Here is a 16,730-nt window from a genome sequence, read left to right as displayed (position 1 = left end):
AGGGGTAAGTGATTTCCGTTCCCGTAGTCCCCGTTATTCGGATTCCCGCCCCTCTGTCTTTCCGTGGTCATTCATGTACTATCCGTGACTGACGCTTGGTCTGCATCGTACGCCGGGAGTTGATGGCGATGTCCAGAGACGGTTACCACATCATGATCGACTGCCGGAAGCACAGCGAGCTGCTGCGGGCCAAGGGCTTCAGCTTCGATCAGATCGCGGACATCTTCACGCTCTACCACGATGTCAGCCCGCTGAAGCTGCACCGGTACGCGCACGGACTCACCGGTGCGCAGGCCGTGGCCGCCTACAACGACCTGGACCCGGCCGGCACGGCGGCGATGCGCGTGCCCAGGCTCTATGTCTTCGAGGGGTGGCCGGACTCGGAGCGGCGTCCCAACGCCAGGGCGCTGACGATCTTCGCGCAGATCTACCACACCACCGCCCGGCGTCTGGTCACCGATGAGATGTACGCCTCCTACAGCCCGAACGACCGCGATCTCATCGACCGTACGGATCATCGTCACCTCGATTCCCAGGGGTCTCGCCACGCCCCGGGCACGGTGGCCACCCGTGCCAGCATGGAGCTAGAAGCGGTGCGTGCGAGCGGTACGGTTCCCGCTGCTCTGACGCCTGCGGGCTGCGCCGCCCTGCTTCGTGCCCTTAGAGCCGAGGAGGCCGATGTGAAGCGACGGGATCTGCTGTTCGAGCTCGCCCTGGCGATGGGCGGCGCCCCCGCCCTCGTGCTGCTGCGTCACCTCTCCCCGCCGGAGAAGGACCGGCTGGCGACGGCAGTGCGGACCTCCGGCCGGGTGGACGCCGGGACCGTCGAGGTGATCGAGAAGCTGACCGCCCGGTGCCGCCGCCTGGACGACGACTTCGGCCCCGAGACCGTGCTTCCCGTGGTCGATGCCCAGCGGGAGTTGGTCGCCGGTCTGCTGCGCGGTGAAACCCTGCTCCCCGCGCTACGCGACCGACTCACCTACGCCTACGCCCAGCTCAGCCAACTCGCCGGATATCTCCAATACGACCTGATGGACTATGCGGGAGCGCAGCGCCGCTACCGGGAAGCGCTGGGCGCCGCGCATCAGATCGCCGATCCCACTCTGATCACCTACCTGCACACCTGCCTGAGCAACATATTCCTCCGCCAAGGACAGACAGGTCGGGCCCTCGACCATATCTACGCCGCTGAGGGCTGGGCGCGGCGGAGTCCGAGCGCCCTTCTCCGATCGCTGCACGCGATAGACATGGCTCGCGCGCTGGCCCGCTCCGGAAGCGTCCGGGAGAGCGAGCATGCCCTCGCCCGATCCCGTCAACTGGTCAGCCAGCCGAGAAGCGAGGCCGATCCTTCCTATCTCTACTGGTGGACACCCATCGGGGTGCAACGGAACACCGCCTATTGCATGCTCGCCTGGGGACGCCTCACCGATGCGATCGACTCAGCGGAACAGGCGTTGGCGATTCCCATGACTCGCAAGATCGCTCACGGTGAGGCCCTGCTGTACTACGCCGAGGCACTTACCCGGAAGCGTGAGATCCCCGCCGCCGTCGACAAGATTCGCGGTGCTGCGCACCTCGCCGGCTCGCACAGCTCCGGTCAGCTCACCGACTCCGTACGGCAGGCTCGTACCCGGCTCCAGCCGTGGGCGGGCAACAAGCACGTCCGCCATCTCGACGAGGAACTTCGCTCCCTGAGCATCGTTTCCCAGATCAAGGAATGAATCTCAGCGTGGTGGAACGCGAGGAAGACCATCACGCCTACTTCGCGGTGGAGTACGCGGGCGGTTACCGGTTCGATCCCGCCCTCGACGTCATCGTCGACACCCAGGGGCGAGATCCGGGTGTCTATCTGCGTGCCCATCAGATCCTCAGTGCCTATGAGGGGAGATATGCCCACGCCGTCGTGATGCTGGACGCGGCATGGTAGGGCAGCCCGGGGGCGGCCACGATCCGCGACGACATCGCCGAGCGGATGAAGGGCAGCTGGGAGCACTTCGCCGTTGTGGTGATCGATCCGGAGCTGGAAGCCTGGATCTGGCAGGACAGCCCGCACCTCGCCCAGGCGTTGAAATGCCCTCAGTATTGAGTCGTATCAGCAGTTTCCTCATCAACCAGTGAACGCTATGGGGTTGGCCGGCGCTCCGTTGGCGAGGAAGCTGTCGATCAGATCCATGAGCCCGGCCGGGTAAACAACCTGGTCGGTGGTGTGCAGGTCGGCCAGAGGCCACCATTTCCAGGAGAGGATGTCGTCGGTCTGTGTTGCCCGTGTGGGGTCGACATGGTTGGCCGGAATCCGGACGATAAAGTAGCTCTCGACCTGCTGGGTGGCCTTTCCTTGGATCAGGTGCTCCTTGCTGCGCGTGGCGACCTTCGGGCCGAGTTCCACGTCGATCACGCCGAGCTCTTCGGCGAGTTCTCGGCGGGCGGCGGCCCGATGGTCCTCACCCGGATCGAGTGCTCCGCCAGGAGTGGCCCAGAAGACCCCGTCGCCCTCGTCGTAGCGAAGCAGCAGCACGCGGTTGGTTTCGTCCAGGACAATGGCGCGGGCGGCCTCGCGTATCTTCGGGGTACTCACAATCGCCATCCTCCCAGGTCAGTTGCCTCGATCAGATCTTTTCCACGAGATAGTCGCCCAAGAACAGCGCATCCAGTTCGCCGGCCTGGAATGTCGCGAGCGCATCCGCCGGGGTCTCCACGATCGGCTCGTGGTCGTTGAAGCTCGTGTTCAGCACGACGGGCACACCGGTGAGGGCTCCGAAGTGCTCGACGAGCGCGGCGAAAAGCGGTGAGACCAGCGGGTCGACGGTCTGCACACGGGCGGTTCCGTCGACATGCACCACTCCTGGTATTCGGCTTCTAGCCGCGTCGAGGACTGCGGGTGCGAGCAACATGAATGGGGATGGACCGTTCACATCGAACCAGCGGGCGGCTTCGGCCTCGGGGACGGCGGGCGCGAACGGCCGGAACACCTCTCGGTGTTTGATCCGGTCGTTCAGCGCGTCCCGGCTGGCTGTACTACGCGGATCGGCCAGGATCGAGCGGTTCCCCAGCGCGCGGGGGCCAAGTTCGCTGCCTCCCTGAAACCAGCCGATCAGACGCCCGCTGGCGAGCATTTGCGCTGCGCAGGCGGCGACGTCGCTTTCCCGATGCCAGGTGAATGGAGCAAATCGGCGTTCGACCAGGCCCGAGCGGGGGTCGCGATTCAGGGCCAGCTCGATCTCCTCGTCGGTGTAGGAGCGGCCGAAGGAATCCGTGACGATGGGACGCCGGGGTAGCTCGCCGGTGAGCCGGTGCAGGCCGTACAGGGCACAACCGAGTGCCTGGCCGCGATCGGAGGCCGGTGGCGGGACGAACAGGCCGCTCACGCCGGGCAGACGACGGATCTTGTCGTTGGCGACGCAGTTGAGCGCGACTCCGCCGGCCATACACACATCGCTCACGCCGGTGACCGAGATGACCGCCTGAACGAGACTGCACAGAACCTGTTCGACCTGGCTCTGTAGGTAGGCGGCGGCGTCTACGCCGCGCGGATCGTCGCCGCGACTGCCGACTGGACCGAAGTCGAAGCCGGTCGCTGCGGCGAAAGCGGCGACGCCGCGAGCGTGGGTCTCTTCCAGGCGCCCATAAACCCTTGTGTCGTGGACATCGAACAGCGGCGCGAGGTAGGCGGACGGGTCGCCATAGGAGGCCAGCGCCATGGTCTTGCCCGCTTCCTGAGCGTGCCAGCCGAGGTGTTCAGTGAAAGCTTCGTAGGTGGCGCCGATCCCACCGTGGCGACCTCGGCCAGGGTCGTTGCCGCCGAGCCGTTCGATGCCGCTGTGGCTCGCCAGGTAGAAGGTCTCGGTATCGGTGTTGTTACCCGCGCCGTCGGTGACCAGCACGGTGGCGATGTCGTAGGGGCCCAGGCAATAGGCAGTGTAGGCGTGGGAGAGATAGTGGTCGAGGATACGGATGCGATCGTCTCTGATGCCGAGGTGAGCGAGACCGGTTTCGGCGGGGGTCGCCTGGAAACGGCCGAAGTTGCTGACCACGACCAGGTCGACGTCGGTCAGACGCATTCCTGCGGCTCGCAGGCAGTAGAGCATGGCCGCCTGCCAGCCAGGGCTGTAGCGAGTGCGATTGAGACGTTCCTCGCCAATGGCGATCATCGTGTTCGGCGTGACCAGGGCGGCGCCGCCGTCGTGGCCCAGGTTGATGCCCACTGCGCACGGGGTCTTTCCACTCACGAGTCGGCCTCCGCGAATACGTCGGGTTTCAGGGGGTTCCATGGAACGGTGTGGTCGCCGACGCGGTGCAGACCTGCGAGCTGGAACATCTGCATTTGCCCGCCCCGGTAGGTGAAGGCGGAGGTGACAGGGTCACCGAGCACGGCTGCTCCACCGGTGGCGTTATAGGGGATCGCGAAAGCATCGTCGATCATGGGGTGGGAGTCGGATGTGGTCACATGCGAGGGAAGGCCGACGCCGGAGGCAGCCAGTTCGGTGGCCACGGTCGTCACCACGGCGTCATGATCGAGTCTGCTGGTCTCGATGATCAACGGCGGTCGTGGACACAACTCGGGCGCGTGCTCACGGTAGAAGAGATCCATTCGCTCCAGCAGGGCCGGGTCGTACCACTGTTGCCAGCGCGGATGCGCGGGATGTCCACCGCGGCGGCGCAGGCTGTCCTCGACCCCTACCTGCAGGATCACCGTGCGCATATCGGCGGGCAGGACGGGGGCGATGTGCCGCAGGTAGTAGTCGAGGGACTTGCCGTAGGGAATCGCGTCGGGATGGCGAGTGGCGAAGGAGTAGGCCAGTACTCCCAGATGGCTGCGGTCCAGCAGCATCACCTCTGCGTTGTGAGCCACAGCGCAAGCTGGTAGTGCGGTGGCGCGCAAGCGCTCGGATCGCAGATACCACAGGGTGTGGGCCGCGGTACCGGGGTGGATTGGAGCTTGTGTGCCGTCAGCGAGCTTGATGTTGGGCTCGGAGAAGAACACGCAGCGATCACCCAAGGCAGGTACGAGAGCGGCGAGGAGGCTGGTCTTGCCCGCACCGGGTGGTCCGTCGAAGGTCAGTGTCACAGCGGGACAGGACGGAGTCTCCAAGACTGAGGTGGTCATCGTCGGTGATCTCTATCAGGGTGTCGGGGCACATCAGAGGTGGGAACGTCGACCCACATTCCGTCGGATCGGGCGGAGGCGGCTGCCGCCTCCGCCATGGCCAGGGTGCGCAGGTGGTCACCGGCTTGGTGAGGCGGAAGCTGTTCGGTGGCCAGAGCGTCCGCGAAGGCGGTGTAGGCGGTCAGGATTCCGTCAGGAACCCATTCCCCGTGGGGAGTCCGGGAGATGGTTTTTCCACTGGCTGTGTGCAGGGTCGCGGTGCTGTAGGTGAGATGCGCATCGGCTCTGGTGCCGTTGACGAACCAGTTACTCGCCCATGCCGCCGCCGAACGGGTCGCGTCGTACAGTGCGAGAGAGGCGACCAACGGTGGCCCGTCGAACCGCAACATGATCGTGTAGGCGAGTGGGCAGCGGGCGTCCTGTCCCGCTTGAGCTTGGCACAGAGGGGGGCGACGCTGGGCGGCATCGCCATGCGGTGGAGTGAGGCGTTCGACCAGCTGCCCATGGCTTCGACAGGCCGCCGTACGCTCACCGTCGGAATGGTCTCCCACCTTGAGCAACGCCTGGATGACCTGCGTCATCTGGACGATGTCCTGGGCAGCGGAGAACTACGGCAGATCGCCATCGCGGAACTTCAGCTGATCAGCTCGCTGGCCGACAAGGCTGCTTACAACTCCGACGCCGGGCGGCGTCTGTTCGCGACCGTCTGCGAAGCCGCGCGTATCTGCGGCTGGCAACACTTCGACGCGGGCCGCCAGGCCGCCGCACAGAAGTACTTCATCACCGCCCTGCGAGCTTCAGCTACTGCGGGTGATCCCGAAATCGGTGCGAACGTCCTGGCCTTCATGGCCATCCAGACCTACTCCGTCGGTAACCCTCAGGACGCCGTCAACCTGGTTCAGACGGCTCAGAGCCAGACCAAGCAGCGCACGACTCCACGCGTACGGTCGATGCTTCATGCTCGCGCCGCCCGCGCACTGTCCAAGACATCACATGGCCTGTACGCCTGCACTCGGGAGCTTTCCCATGCCCGCGACGCCATGGCGCAGGGGCCTCACGATGACGATCCACCCTGGATCTACTGGATGACCGAAGGCGAGATTGAGATGCTCGCCGGATCGTGCGCGCTCGACCTGGGACACCCTCGGCAGGCGCTTCATTTCTTTGAGGCCGCCCGTGCCGCCGAATATTCGGCCGATGGTTACGTCCGAGACAACGCCCTCTATCTCACCAGGGCGGCCGGGGCGCATCTCGCGCTTGGTGAGATCGATGAAGCCTGTGCGGCTGGAAGGCAGGCATTCGAACAGAGCGGAGGTGTCGACTCCACCCGCCCATCCAGAGCGATCACCGATCTCCGCAAAAAACTGAGGCCATACCGTCACACTCCAAGCGTCCGGGATTTTCTCGAACTCAGCGCCTGAGAGCACCAAAACCAATCATTTTCCTGTCCACGGTCGACTCCTCTCCATCTATGTGGGCAGAAATCGCCCCCGAGGAGGTATCCCCACAGAAGCAGGACCAAAAGCACCTGGGCGTCCGCGCCGGCAGGTACGATGGGAAAATCCCCGCAGGAGATCGACTCGCGATGCTGCGTGGAAGCCGAACCGGCCTGAGAAACATCCCCGCGGGCGCGGGGCCGACTCGCTGTCGGCGGTGGACGGGGAGCTGGTGACTAACACGTCTCATGATCTCCCCCCCGCCCGTTCTGCCGGGTACCGGTATGGGGGATCATGGGATTCCCTCATCCGAGTATCGTGCCAGTCTCATGGCAAGCGGGCCGGGAACGGAGGAAGTGCTCCTCCGGCCGGGTCCGGTCGCCACGCATCGGAGGTTGATCTTGCAGGGAGCACTCGGCGACATCGTCGTTCTCGATCTCTCTCGTGCGCTCGCGGGTCCGCACGCCACGCAGATGCTCGGTGATCTGGGTGCTCGGGTGATCAAGGTGGAGCATCCCGGGGGAGGTGACGAGTCTCGGGGCTGGGGCCCACCGTTCGCGGGTCCCGATGGTGATATTTCAACGTATTTCCTGGCGGCCAACCGGAACAAGCAGTCGATCACCGTCGACCTCAAGTCCGCCGAGGGCAAGGCGCTGATCGAGCGCCTGGTGCGGCAGAGCGACGTGCTGGTGGAGAACTTCCGCACCGGCGTGCTGGACCGGCTGGGCTTCCCCGTCGAGCGGCTGCACGAGCTCAACCCCCGCCTGGTCATCCTGTCGATCACCGGCTTCGGCCACGACGGCCCGGAGGGCGGCAGGCCGGGGTACGACCAGATCGCGCAGGGCGAGGCCGGACTGATGAGCCTGACCGGCCCGTCGGCCGACGAGCCGTACCGGGTGGGCGCCTCGATCGCGGACCTGCTCGGCGGCATCCACGGCGCCTACGGTGTGCTGGCCGCGTTGTACGAGCGGGAGCGGACCGGGCGGGGCAAGGTCGTGCGGACCTCGTTGCTGGCCGCGGTGACCGGGGTGCACTCCTACCACGGCACGACCTGGACCGTCGGCGGCCAGGTGCCCGTCGCCAACGGTAACCACCACGCCTCCATCGCCCCGTACGGCGCCTTCCACTGCGCCGACGGCATGATCCAGATCGCGGTGGCGAACGACGCGCAGTGGCGTAGGGTCGCCACCCTGCTGGAGATAGACCCGGATATCGCGAAATATGCCACGAACATGGAGAGATTTACGCATCGGGATGAGCTGATCGCGGACATGGAGCGGAGGCTCACCAAGCACGACAGGGCGCACTGGCTGGCCGCGTTCGGCGAGCTCGGGGTGCCCGCGGGGGCGATCAGGTCCATCGACGAGGTCTACGCCTGGGAGCAGACCCGCTCCCAGGGCCTGGTCGTCGAGGTCGACCACCCCGTGCTCGGCACCATCGAGCTGCCGGGGCCGCCGCTCCGCTTCGACGGCGATCTTCCCATGCGCCATACCGCCCCGCCGGCCCTTGGCGAGCACAACGACGAGGTCCTCGCCTGGCTGAAGGAGCGGGAGAGTTGACAGGCGGGCGGACCTGCCTCCGCGCCCAGCTGCCACCCCGCGGAGCGCGGATATGACCCCGACGCGACCCGACGCGCGGACCCTGATCGACACCTTCCTCGACCCCGGTACCTGGCTCTCGTGGGACGAGCCGCCCGCCGATCCCTTCCCGGCCAACCCGGGATACGCCGAGGAGCTGGCCGTGACCCGAGCCAGGACGGGATACGACGAGGCGGTGATCTCCGGGGAGGGACTGCTCGACGGGCGCCGGGTGGCGATCGTCGCGTGCGAGTTCTCCTTCCTGGCAGGCTCGATCGGGGTGGCCGCCGCCGAGCGGCTCACCGCCGCGATCGAGCGGGCCACCGCCGAGCGGCTCCCGCTGCTGGCGGCCCCAGCCTCGGGGGGCACCCGGATGCAGGAGGGCGCGGTGGCCTTCGTCCAGATGGTGAAGGTCACCGCCGCCGTGGCCGCGCACCGCGCCGCCGGCCTGCCGTACGCCGTCTACCTGCGCCATCCCACCACCGGCGGTGTCTTCGCCTCCTGGGGCTCGCTCGGGCACGTCACCGCGGCCGAGCCGGGCGCGCTGATCGGCTTCCTCGGGCCCAGGGTGTTCCAGGCACTGCACGGCTACCCGTTTCCCGAGGGCGTCCAGGTCGCGGAGAACCTCTTCGCCCACGGCCTGGTCGACGCCGTGGTGTCGGCCGAGGACGCCCGGCGGGTCGCCACGCGGGTGCTCGCCGTGCTGTGCGCTCCCCGTGAGGGGCTGGATCCGGGTCCCGAGCCGGACGAGTGGGTCCCGGTGGTCCAGGTGTGGGACGCGATCAGCCGTTCCCGCCGCGACGACCGCCCCGGCGTGCGGGCGCTGCTCGAGCTCGGAGCCTCCGAGGCCACCACGCTCAACGGCACCGGCGTGGGCGAGCACGACCCCGGGCTGATCCTCGCCCTGGCCAGGTTCGGCGAGGTCCCCGCGGTCATCCTCGGCCAGGACCGGCGGTGCCGGCGGATCGACGCCCCGCTCGGCCCGGCCGGGCTCCGGGTCGCCAGGAGGGGTATGCGCCTGGCCTCCGAGCTGGGGCTGCCGCTGGTCACCGTGATCGACACCGCCGGGGCCGCACTCTCCAGGGCGGCGGAGGAGGGCGGTCTGGCCGCCGAGATCGCCCGCTCCGTGGCCGACCTGGTGATGCTCGACGCCCCGACCGTCTGCCTGCTGCTGGGGGAGGGCGCGGGCGGCGCCGCCCTCGCGCTGCTCCCCGCCGACCGGGTGCTCTGCGCCCAGCACGGCTGGCTGTCGCCGCTCTCCCCGGAGGGGGCGTCGGCGCTGCTGTACCGGAGTGTCGACTTCGCCCCGGAGATCGCCGAGGCCCAGGGCGTGAGATCCACGGACCTGCGCCGGGACGGCCTCGTCGACCGGATCATCCCGGAGTTCCCCGACGCCGCCTACGAGCCGGAGGCGTTCTGCCACCGGGTCTCGCGGGCACTGGAGTACGAGATCGCGACTCTGCTGGGGCAGGCCCCCGCGGACCGCCTCGCCACCAGGCTCTCCCGCTACCGCCGGCTCGGCGTGGGCTGAGCGGGCGGCAGCGACGGGACAACGGCGGGTCTCCACCCCGGCCGCGCGTCGTGGCAGGTCACCTGGGAGCCCTCAGGCGGACGGCGGGCGCGAGGGAAGGTCACGGCTCCGAGACCGCCGGGGTGAGCGGGACCGGCAGGCGTTCGATCCGGACGGAGAAGACCTCGTCGCGGGGGACGACCACCTCGTACGCCCCGTGGTCGACCATCCAGTAGCCCAGGGCCTCGGCCTTCGTCCCGCTGTGCCCGGTGTAGGCGATGTGCAGGCTCTCCTCGCCGTTCTCCTCGGAGACGTCGAGGACCAGGCAGGGCTCGCCGCCGAACGCGCCGACGGTGCGGACCAGCACCAGCCAGTCGAGGTCCTCACGCCCGACGACCAGCCGCCAGTAACCGGAGGCCGCCTCGAAGCCCTTCTGGGCCTCCTCGTTGAACAGCACCACCTCGGTGGCGCCGGGGCCGAGGGCGGCGGCGTACGTCCGGCCGGAGTAGTGGGCGGCGAATCCCGAGGCCACCGGCTCGATCTCGGCGCTCATGAGGCGGGCCGCCAGCTCAGGCCGTCGTAGCGGCCGAAGCGACGCTCCTCACCGGGGGTCACGTGGATGATCTCGGCTCCCGCGGGGATCGGCATGGGCGTGGTGTGGAACTGCGGCACGACGTGATCCCGCGAGGTGGTGAAGCCGTTTCCGGCGAAGGGCGGTGAATCGTTCCAGTCGCCACCCATGTGCGGGCCGTACGGCACGACGTAGGCGTCCATGTCGCGGGCGTACCAGCGCATCAGATAGATCTCCGGGACCGTGGAGGTCAGCTCCGAGCCGTCGAACCCCAGGTCGAGACCGGCGAAGAGCTGCGCGGGGGTGGTCAGCCGCGCGCAGTCCTGAACCCGGTACACATATCCGGAGATCACGGTGCGTCTGCCGGCCAGATAGGGCACCAGCAGCCGAGGCGGTATGACCTTCTGCATCTGCGTTCTACGCCCAGGTGGATCACTCACGGTCGGCATTTTACGATCCACCGGCCCGGAGTCGCCGGTGTTCCAGGCACGGTAGGGCATTCCGGGTGGCAATCGTGATCTGGGAGTCGAATTCGCATATCTGTACGCCGGGTCCTGGCCCCATATCGGTGCGCACCACCCCCATCGGATCGACCAGCATGCTCCGCCCGATCCCGAAGCCGTCGGCGGCCTCCTGCGGGTTCGGTGCCTGACCCACGGCCGCGACCCAGGTGGTGTTCTCGATCGCGCGGGCCCTGACGAGGGTGGTCCAGTGCTCCTCCTTCATCGGCCCCGAACCCCACGCGGCGATCACCGCGAACAGTTCGGCGCCGGCGTCCACCAGGGTCCGGGTCAGCTCGGGGAAGCGGATGTCGTAGCAGGTGACCAGGCCCACCCGGAGCCCGGCCAGCTCCACCACGACCGGGGTGTCGCCCGGTGTGACCAGGTCGGACTCGCGGGAGCCGAAGGAGTCGAACAGGTGGATCTTCCGGTAGGCCGCCTCGATCGAGCCGGAGGGGCCGATGGCGACCGCGGTGTTGTGGACCCGGCCCTCGCCGGGTTCGAAGGTCCCCGCGATCACCGACAGGCCGTGCTCTCGCGCCGATTCGGCCAGGCCGGTGACGAACGGCCCGTCCAGCGGCTGGGCGAGAGCGGTGATTCTCCTGCCGTACCGGGTGAGCGCGGCCTCCGGGAGGATCGCCAGCTCGGCGCCGCCCGAGGCGGCCTCGCCGAGGGCCTCGCGGGCACGGTCGAGGTTGACGGCGGGGTTCTTGGAGACCGGGATCTGGCACAGGGCGATGCGCGTCACGGGTGTGACCCTATCCGTCGGTTCGGCACTCGTTCCATCCACGTGAGGCTCCGCCACGCCCATTCCAGCGGTCCGTACCTGAATCTGGCCAGCCATGCCCGGCTGAACAGCACCTGGAGCGCCAGGACGGCGACCGAGAGCGCCACACCGGACAGCCGGGTCGCGTCCGAGGCGAGCAACGGCAGGAAGAGCAGGATGATCGGGGTGCTCATCAGGTAGTTGGTCAGCGCCATCCGGCCGAGTGGCACCAGGATCTCCAGGAGCGGGTCGCGCAGCCGGGTCCGGAGTGCCAGCAGCAGCCCGGTGCAGTAGGCGGTGGCGGCGGCGAGCCCGGCGGCCGGGTAGACGGCCCCGTTGAAGAGGACGGGATCGCCCGAGATGCGCACCCAGAGCCAGGTGAGCGCCACGCCCAGTACCACGCTCGCCGCGAACGCGAACGGCAGCAGCCACTCGGGCGGCGGCCGCTCCATCATGGCCATGCCCAGCAAGAACAGCCCGGGGATGAGGATCACCCCGCCGCCCTGGTGCACCGCCCACGCGGTGAGGGCGACGCCCAGCAGCACCACCGCGGGCTGCGGGAAGAACGAGGCGGGCAGCAGGACCAGTGCCCCGAAGATCGCGTACGGCAGGAGCACCTCGCCGGGGTTGACGATCTGGTGGAGCGCGCCGAGGGCCGCGAGCACCGCCAGCCTGCGCAGCAGCACGGCCCGGGGGCTCTCGGTCCGCTCGGCCGCCGACCGGAGGAAGAGAACGAAGCTCAGCCCGAACAGGAACGAGAAGATCGGGTAGAACCTGCCCTGCAGCAGGTTGTCGATCGCCCAGTCGACCGCGTTCTGATCGGGGTTTTCCAGCTGATCGAGGGTGTGCTGCCAGGTGTTGACCAGCATGATCCCGCACACCGCGAAGCCGCGGAGCGCGTCGAGTTCGTGGAATCGTCGGGGCACAGCAGATAGACGTATCACCCCATAATCAACTATGCATAGACGACCTGGTCACCCGGAGTCGCGGACGCGGGGCCGTCGTGCCCCGGATGGCCAGGTGGCGGGCGGCACGCCGGGGTGGGCGACGCGGTGGCAGGGGCGTCGATCCGTGATCGCGACCATCCAATGATCGGCACCGGGTCAGGTGTCGTCGGCGAAGGTCCGGTAGGCGGGGCGGAGAAGGTCCAGGATCGGGATGTGCCGGGCCTTGATCTGTGGCGGGTCGAGGGTGCGCAGCAGCAGGTCGGGTGGGGGGACGGGGAGGCCGGTCCGGTCGCGGAGCCGGGCCGGGGAGACGCTCGGCTCGTAGAAGGCGGCCAGCCGGTCGGTGAACGGCGCGTCGTCCACGTCGAACAGGCCGGGTCCGTGCTCGCCGGAGCCGGAGCCGGAGCCGGCTGCGGCGCCGGTCGTGGTGACGCCCGCCTCGCGGAGGGCGTCGAGCAGGGCGTCCCGGGCGATGCCCCGCCAGGCCAGCACCAGGAACGGGTCGTCGTCGAACCTCTCGGCCAGCACGTACAGCACGGCGGACAGATGCTTACAGGGGAAACCCCAGTCGGGACACGAGCAGTTCATGTCCAGGCCGCGCCGGCCGGGGAAGAGCGGCAGGCGGCACGCGCGGAAGACCTCCTCGATCTCCGGCGGCATCTCGCCGGCGAGCAGTTTGGCGCGGTAGAGGGCCTGGGCCGCCAGCGCGTCGGCGAGCTCGCGCCACTGGTCCGCCGCATAGGGGGTTATCTGGATCTCGACCAGGTACGGGGTGCGCCGAGACCCCTGGACCCGCGCCGTGACCAGACCCGGCCCGAGCTCCAGGTCGAGGACCTGGCCGGAGCGAGCGTACGAGCGGCCCCGGCCGAGTCTGCCCGGATCGCAGACACTCTCCAGGATGTCGATGAACCGGCGCGACCACCACCGCTCGCCGATCGAGCCCCGCTTGCTGCGGACCCGGATGCCGCCCTCGACCCGGATCGGCCGGGACGGCTCGAACCAGCCGCTCCCGCTCATGAAGCCTCCCGGTGGGCGCGTCCGGGAAACGCGCCGCCCTCGTTGACGCGCTCACGGGTTTGTCGAGGAGGGCGGCCGGCCCTGCTGATTCGCTCGCTCATGAGACGGCCTCCGGTCCGAGACGGAACAGCTCGTGCAGCCGGTCGGTGGACAGGCCGGTGATCCAGTCCTCGCCGGTGCCGACGACGCTCTCGGCGAGCGCCTGCTTGCGCTCGATCATCTCGTCGATTCTCTCCTCCAGGGTGCCGACGCAGATGAACTTCCTGACCTGCACGTTCCTGGTCTGGCCGATCCGGAACGCCCGGTCGGTCGCCTGGTTCTCCACGGCGGGGTTCCACCACCGGTCCACGTGGATGACATGGTTGGCCGCGGTCAGGTTGAGCCCGGTGCCCGCGGCCTTGAGCGAGAGCAGGAAGAGCATCGGCTCGTCGTCGTCCTGGAACCGCTCCACCAGCGCGTCCCGCTGTCTCTTCGGCAGCCCGCCGTGCAGCCAGAGCACCGGGCGGTCCAGATGCGCCGAGAGGTACGGCTGGAGCAGCGTGCCGAACTCGGCGTACTGGGTGAAGACCAGCGCCTTGTCGCCCTCGCCGACGATCTCCTCCGCCAGTTCCTCCAGCCGGGCCAGCTTCCCCGACCGGCCGGACAGCCGCGAGTTGTCCTTGAGCAGGTGCGCCGGATGGTTGCAGACCTGCTTGAGCTTCAGCATGGTCGCGAGCACGTTGCCGCGCCGCTCGATGCCCTCGCTGTCAGCGATCTTGTTCATCATGTCGGTGACCACCGCCTGGTAGAGGGTGGCCTGTTCGGGAGTGAGGGTGCACCAGACCTTCATCTCCATCTTGTCCGGCAGGTCGGAGATGATGGTCTTGTCGGTCTTGAGGCGCCGGAGCACGAACGGCCCGGTGGCGCGCCGGAGCGCGGCGGTCGCGGTGGCGTCGCCGTCCCGCTCGATCGGCTCCTGGTAGCGCTCCCGGAACGTCCTGGCCGAACCGAGCAGGCCGGGGTTGCAGAACTCCATCAGGGACCAGAGCTCGGCCAGGTGGTTCTCGACCGGCGTACCGGTCAGCGCGAACCTGCTCCTGGCCGGCAGCGCCCGTACGGCCTGCGCCTGCCTGGCGGCGCTGTTCTTGATGGCCTGCGCCTCGTCGCAGACGACCCTGGCCCAGGTGAGGCCGGCCAGCGTCTCGCGGTCCCGCAGGGCGGTGCCGTACGTGGTGAGGACCAGGTCCGCACGCTCCACCCGGCGGGCGAGTTCCGTCTCGCGCAGCCGGGCGGTGCCGTGGTGCAGGTAGACCTCCAGCGAGGGGGCGAACCTGGTGGCCTCCTTCTGCCAGTTGCTGAGTAGCGACATCGGGCAGACCAGCAGGGTCGGCCCCGGACGCACACCCGTCGCGCGTTCGTTGAGCAGCAGGGAGAGGGTCTGCGCGGTCTTTCCCAGGCCCATGTCGTCGGCGAGGACGCCGCCGAGCCCGATCTCGGACATGAAGCTGAGCCAGGACAGCCCGCGCTCCTGGTACGGCCTGAGCACGCCGTGGAAGTCGGCCGGAGTCGTGATCGGCACGAGGCGGCGGTCGGCCTCGCCGGACAGCAGGTCGCCGAGAAGACCGTCGGCGTCCACCGTGACGACCGGCAACTCGTCGTCGCCGCCGTGGATGACCTCCTGGATCACCTCGCCGACGGTCATCTCACCCGATCGGCGCCGCTCGACGGCTTTGAGCGCGGCGGTGAGCTGCCGGTCGTCCAGTTCGACCCAGCGGCCCCGCACCCGGACCAGCGGCACCTTGAGCCTGGCCAGCTCGGCCAGCTCCTCCTCACTGATCGTCTCGTCGCCGATCGCCAGGTCCATCCGGAAGTCCACCAGCTGGTGCAGCCCGAAACCCTGGTCGGCCGCCGCGCCAGGACCGGTCGGCTGCGAGCGGGCGGTGAGCTTGAGGCCGAGCCTCGTGGTGCCGGCCCAGGCGGGCAGTTGCACGCCGAACCCGGCGGCCTGCAGGAGCGGGGCGGCCTGGCGGAGAAACGCGAACGCGCCCGCCGTGTCGAGGACCAGCTCGGAAGGGCGGCGATCGCGCAGCGCCTCCCCGACCTTCGGGTACAGCCGGGCCGCCCGGCCGAGCCCGGCGAGCAGCGCCTCGTCGGGACGTCCCGGCAGGCCGGGGGCGGTCTCACCGGCCCAGATGAGTGGTGCGGGGAGGTAGAGGCTCAGGTCGTCCGACGACTGGAGGGCGAACTCCAGCCGCCAGCGGGAGTCGTCGGGTGGCGGCGCCGGACGGCCGCCGTACTCCGCGACGAGGTCGCCGCCGTTCTCGGGCTCGGGGCCGTTCTCGGGCTCGGTCAGCCGGAAGCACACCCTGACCGGGCCGTCGAGCCGCTGCGCGGAGTCGAACCACTCCCGGAGCGGCTTGGCCAGCTTCTCCGCCGAGGTCCGGGGCAGCCCGGGCAGCGCGGCGTCCTCACCGGTGAGGGCGACCGTCCAGCGGTCCGGGAGGGGAGCGCGCGGCCCCGGCCGGTGCCCGCCGAGCAGGCGGTCGGGGAGCGCCCGCCGTACCGCCGCGTCGGTAAGGTGGGCCACGGCCTCGATCAGCACGTGGGCCGAGGGGCGCTCCTCGACGACGGCCCGGCAGACGGGCGGCATCGCGGTGGCCAGCTCACGGAAGCGGGCGGCGTAGGGACCGGTCAGCACGGGACGCCACCGGGCCGCGTAGCCCTCGTTCTCGGCGACGAGCTGCGGCAGCACCCGGCCCCGGCGGATCAGGTCACGGGCGTACGCCGCGACGACGGCGAGGTAGCGCAGGGACGCTCCCGGGACCGGCGCCCGGTCTTCTCCGGCGGGGAACTCGTCGGGTTCGTACGCTCCCGCCGGGAGACGGGTCATCTCGTCCACGGCGTCGAGCAGGCCCAGCGCCGCGCCGGGCTCGATCAGCAGGGCCGGCACCCGCCAGGAGCCGATCTTCGGCTGCCGCGCGGCGATCTCCATCCCCGAGTCGGGTGAGGGCAGCGGGCTCCGCGCCGAACTCGGCAGCAGCAGGACGAACTCCTCCGCGGCGGCCCCGGCCAGGGCTGTCGTCGCGGCGTCTCCCCAGAGCGGCAGATCGTCGGTCATCCGTGCCGCCGGGGCCGCGAACGGATGCGGGCGGACCTTCGCCCGGGAGGCGCTCACGGCCTGCCCGGCCGGATCCTCCGCCCAGAGCGCCAGCCTGTCACCCACCCAGGCCCCATGAACCACCAGCACCGCCACGCCCCTCCTCCCGTCGCGAAAACCGTAACAGCAGCAGGAGGCCGCTACACCACCGTCGAGCGGAGCCGAG

The 16,730-nt window shown here is 69.1% G+C and carries 15 protein-coding genes; 5 read left to right on the top strand and 10 right to left on the bottom strand.

Annotated features, from left to right (window positions below):
- Positions 1–122: 122 nt before the first annotated feature.
- Positions 123–1,721 carry a hypothetical protein gene (locus OG884_RS03030; RefSeq protein ID WP_326641879.1) on the top strand — a complete coding sequence of 533 codons (1,599 nt, stop codon included), beginning with the start codon at positions 123–125 and terminating at the stop codon, positions 1,719–1,721.
- 11 nt (positions 1,722–1,732) lie between these two features.
- On the top strand, positions 1,733–1,927 hold the full coding sequence (locus OG884_RS03025; RefSeq protein ID WP_326641877.1) for a hypothetical protein: 195 nt from the start codon (positions 1,733–1,735) through the stop codon (positions 1,925–1,927).
- A gap of 180 nt (positions 1,928–2,107) precedes the next feature.
- On the opposite strand, the gene OG884_RS03020 is transcribed toward OG884_RS03025, so the two are convergent.
- The 4 genes from OG884_RS03020 to OG884_RS03005 form a co-directional block, all read right to left on the bottom strand.
- Complete coding sequence (locus tag OG884_RS03020; RefSeq protein ID WP_326641875.1) at positions 2,108–2,575, bottom strand: NUDIX hydrolase; 468 nt, start codon at positions 2,573–2,575, stop codon at positions 2,108–2,110.
- 31 nt (positions 2,576–2,606) lie between these two features.
- Positions 2,607–4,202 carry a carbamoyltransferase C-terminal domain-containing protein gene (locus OG884_RS03015; RefSeq protein WP_326641872.1) on the bottom strand — a complete coding sequence of 532 codons (1,596 nt, stop codon included), beginning with the start codon at positions 4,200–4,202 and terminating at the stop codon, positions 2,607–2,609.
- 20 nt (positions 4,203–4,222) lie between these two features.
- Complete coding sequence (locus OG884_RS03010; protein WP_326641870.1) at positions 4,223–4,849, bottom strand: hypothetical protein; 627 nt, start codon at positions 4,847–4,849, stop codon at positions 4,223–4,225.
- A 251-nt stretch (positions 4,850–5,100) separates the two neighbouring features.
- A complete protein-coding gene (locus OG884_RS03005) occupies positions 5,101–5,493 on the bottom strand; it encodes a hypothetical protein (protein ID WP_326641869.1) in 393 nt (130 codons plus the stop codon).
- Between the two features lie 39 nt (positions 5,494–5,532).
- On the opposite strand from OG884_RS03005, the gene OG884_RS03000 reads away from it, so the two are divergent.
- The 3 genes from OG884_RS03000 (at position 5,533) to OG884_RS02990 (ending at position 9,648) form a co-directional block, all read left to right on the top strand.
- Positions 5,533–6,525, top strand: a complete 993-nt coding sequence (locus tag OG884_RS03000) for a hypothetical protein (RefSeq protein WP_326641868.1) — start codon at positions 5,533–5,535, stop codon at positions 6,523–6,525.
- A 416-nt stretch (positions 6,526–6,941) separates the two neighbouring features.
- Positions 6,942–8,099, top strand: a complete 1,158-nt coding sequence (locus OG884_RS02995; protein WP_326641866.1) for a CaiB/BaiF CoA transferase family protein — start codon at positions 6,942–6,944, stop codon at positions 8,097–8,099.
- Positions 8,100–8,151: 52 nt separating this feature from the next.
- Complete coding sequence (locus OG884_RS02990) at positions 8,152–9,648, top strand: carboxyl transferase domain-containing protein (RefSeq protein WP_326641864.1); 1,497 nt, start codon at positions 8,152–8,154, stop codon at positions 9,646–9,648.
- 100 nt (positions 9,649–9,748) lie between these two features.
- Here the strand turns inward: OG884_RS02990 and OG884_RS02985 are convergent, their stop codons facing one another.
- From OG884_RS02985 to OG884_RS02960, 6 genes are all read right to left on the bottom strand, one after another.
- Entirely contained in the window at positions 9,749–10,180 is a 432-nt protein-coding gene (locus OG884_RS02985) for a hypothetical protein (protein ID WP_326641862.1), read from the bottom strand.
- Positions 10,177–10,638, bottom strand: coding sequence for a hypothetical protein (locus OG884_RS02980; RefSeq protein ID WP_326641860.1), 462 nt, complete (start codon positions 10,636–10,638; stop codon positions 10,177–10,179). Before OG884_RS02980 ends, OG884_RS02985 begins: the two co-directional genes overlap by 4 nt.
- A gap of 10 nt (positions 10,639–10,648) precedes the next feature.
- The gene (locus OG884_RS02975) at positions 10,649–11,446 is read right to left on the bottom strand and encodes a carbon-nitrogen hydrolase family protein (RefSeq protein WP_326641858.1); all 798 of its coding nucleotides are present in this window, start codon (positions 11,444–11,446) and stop codon (positions 10,649–10,651) included.
- Complete coding sequence (locus tag OG884_RS02970; RefSeq protein WP_326641857.1) at positions 11,443–12,390, bottom strand: DUF418 domain-containing protein; 948 nt, start codon at positions 12,388–12,390, stop codon at positions 11,443–11,445. Before OG884_RS02970 ends, OG884_RS02975 begins: the two co-directional genes overlap by 4 nt.
- Positions 12,391–12,567: 177 nt before the next feature.
- Complete coding sequence (locus OG884_RS02965; protein ID WP_326641855.1) at positions 12,568–13,428, bottom strand: SWIM zinc finger family protein; 861 nt, start codon at positions 13,426–13,428, stop codon at positions 12,568–12,570.
- Between the two features lie 97 nt (positions 13,429–13,525).
- Positions 13,526–16,654 (bottom strand): DEAD/DEAH box helicase, encoded by a 3,129-nt coding sequence (locus OG884_RS02960; protein WP_442811711.1) that lies wholly within the window; start codon positions 16,652–16,654, stop codon positions 13,526–13,528.
- Positions 16,655–16,730 lie beyond the last annotated feature (76 nt).

This window comes from Streptosporangium sp. NBC_01755, from assembly GCF_035917995.1.
In the GTDB taxonomy this organism is placed as follows: domain Bacteria; phylum Actinomycetota; class Actinomycetes; order Streptosporangiales; family Streptosporangiaceae; genus Streptosporangium.
This window is presented reverse-complemented; position numbering and strand designations above follow the sequence as displayed.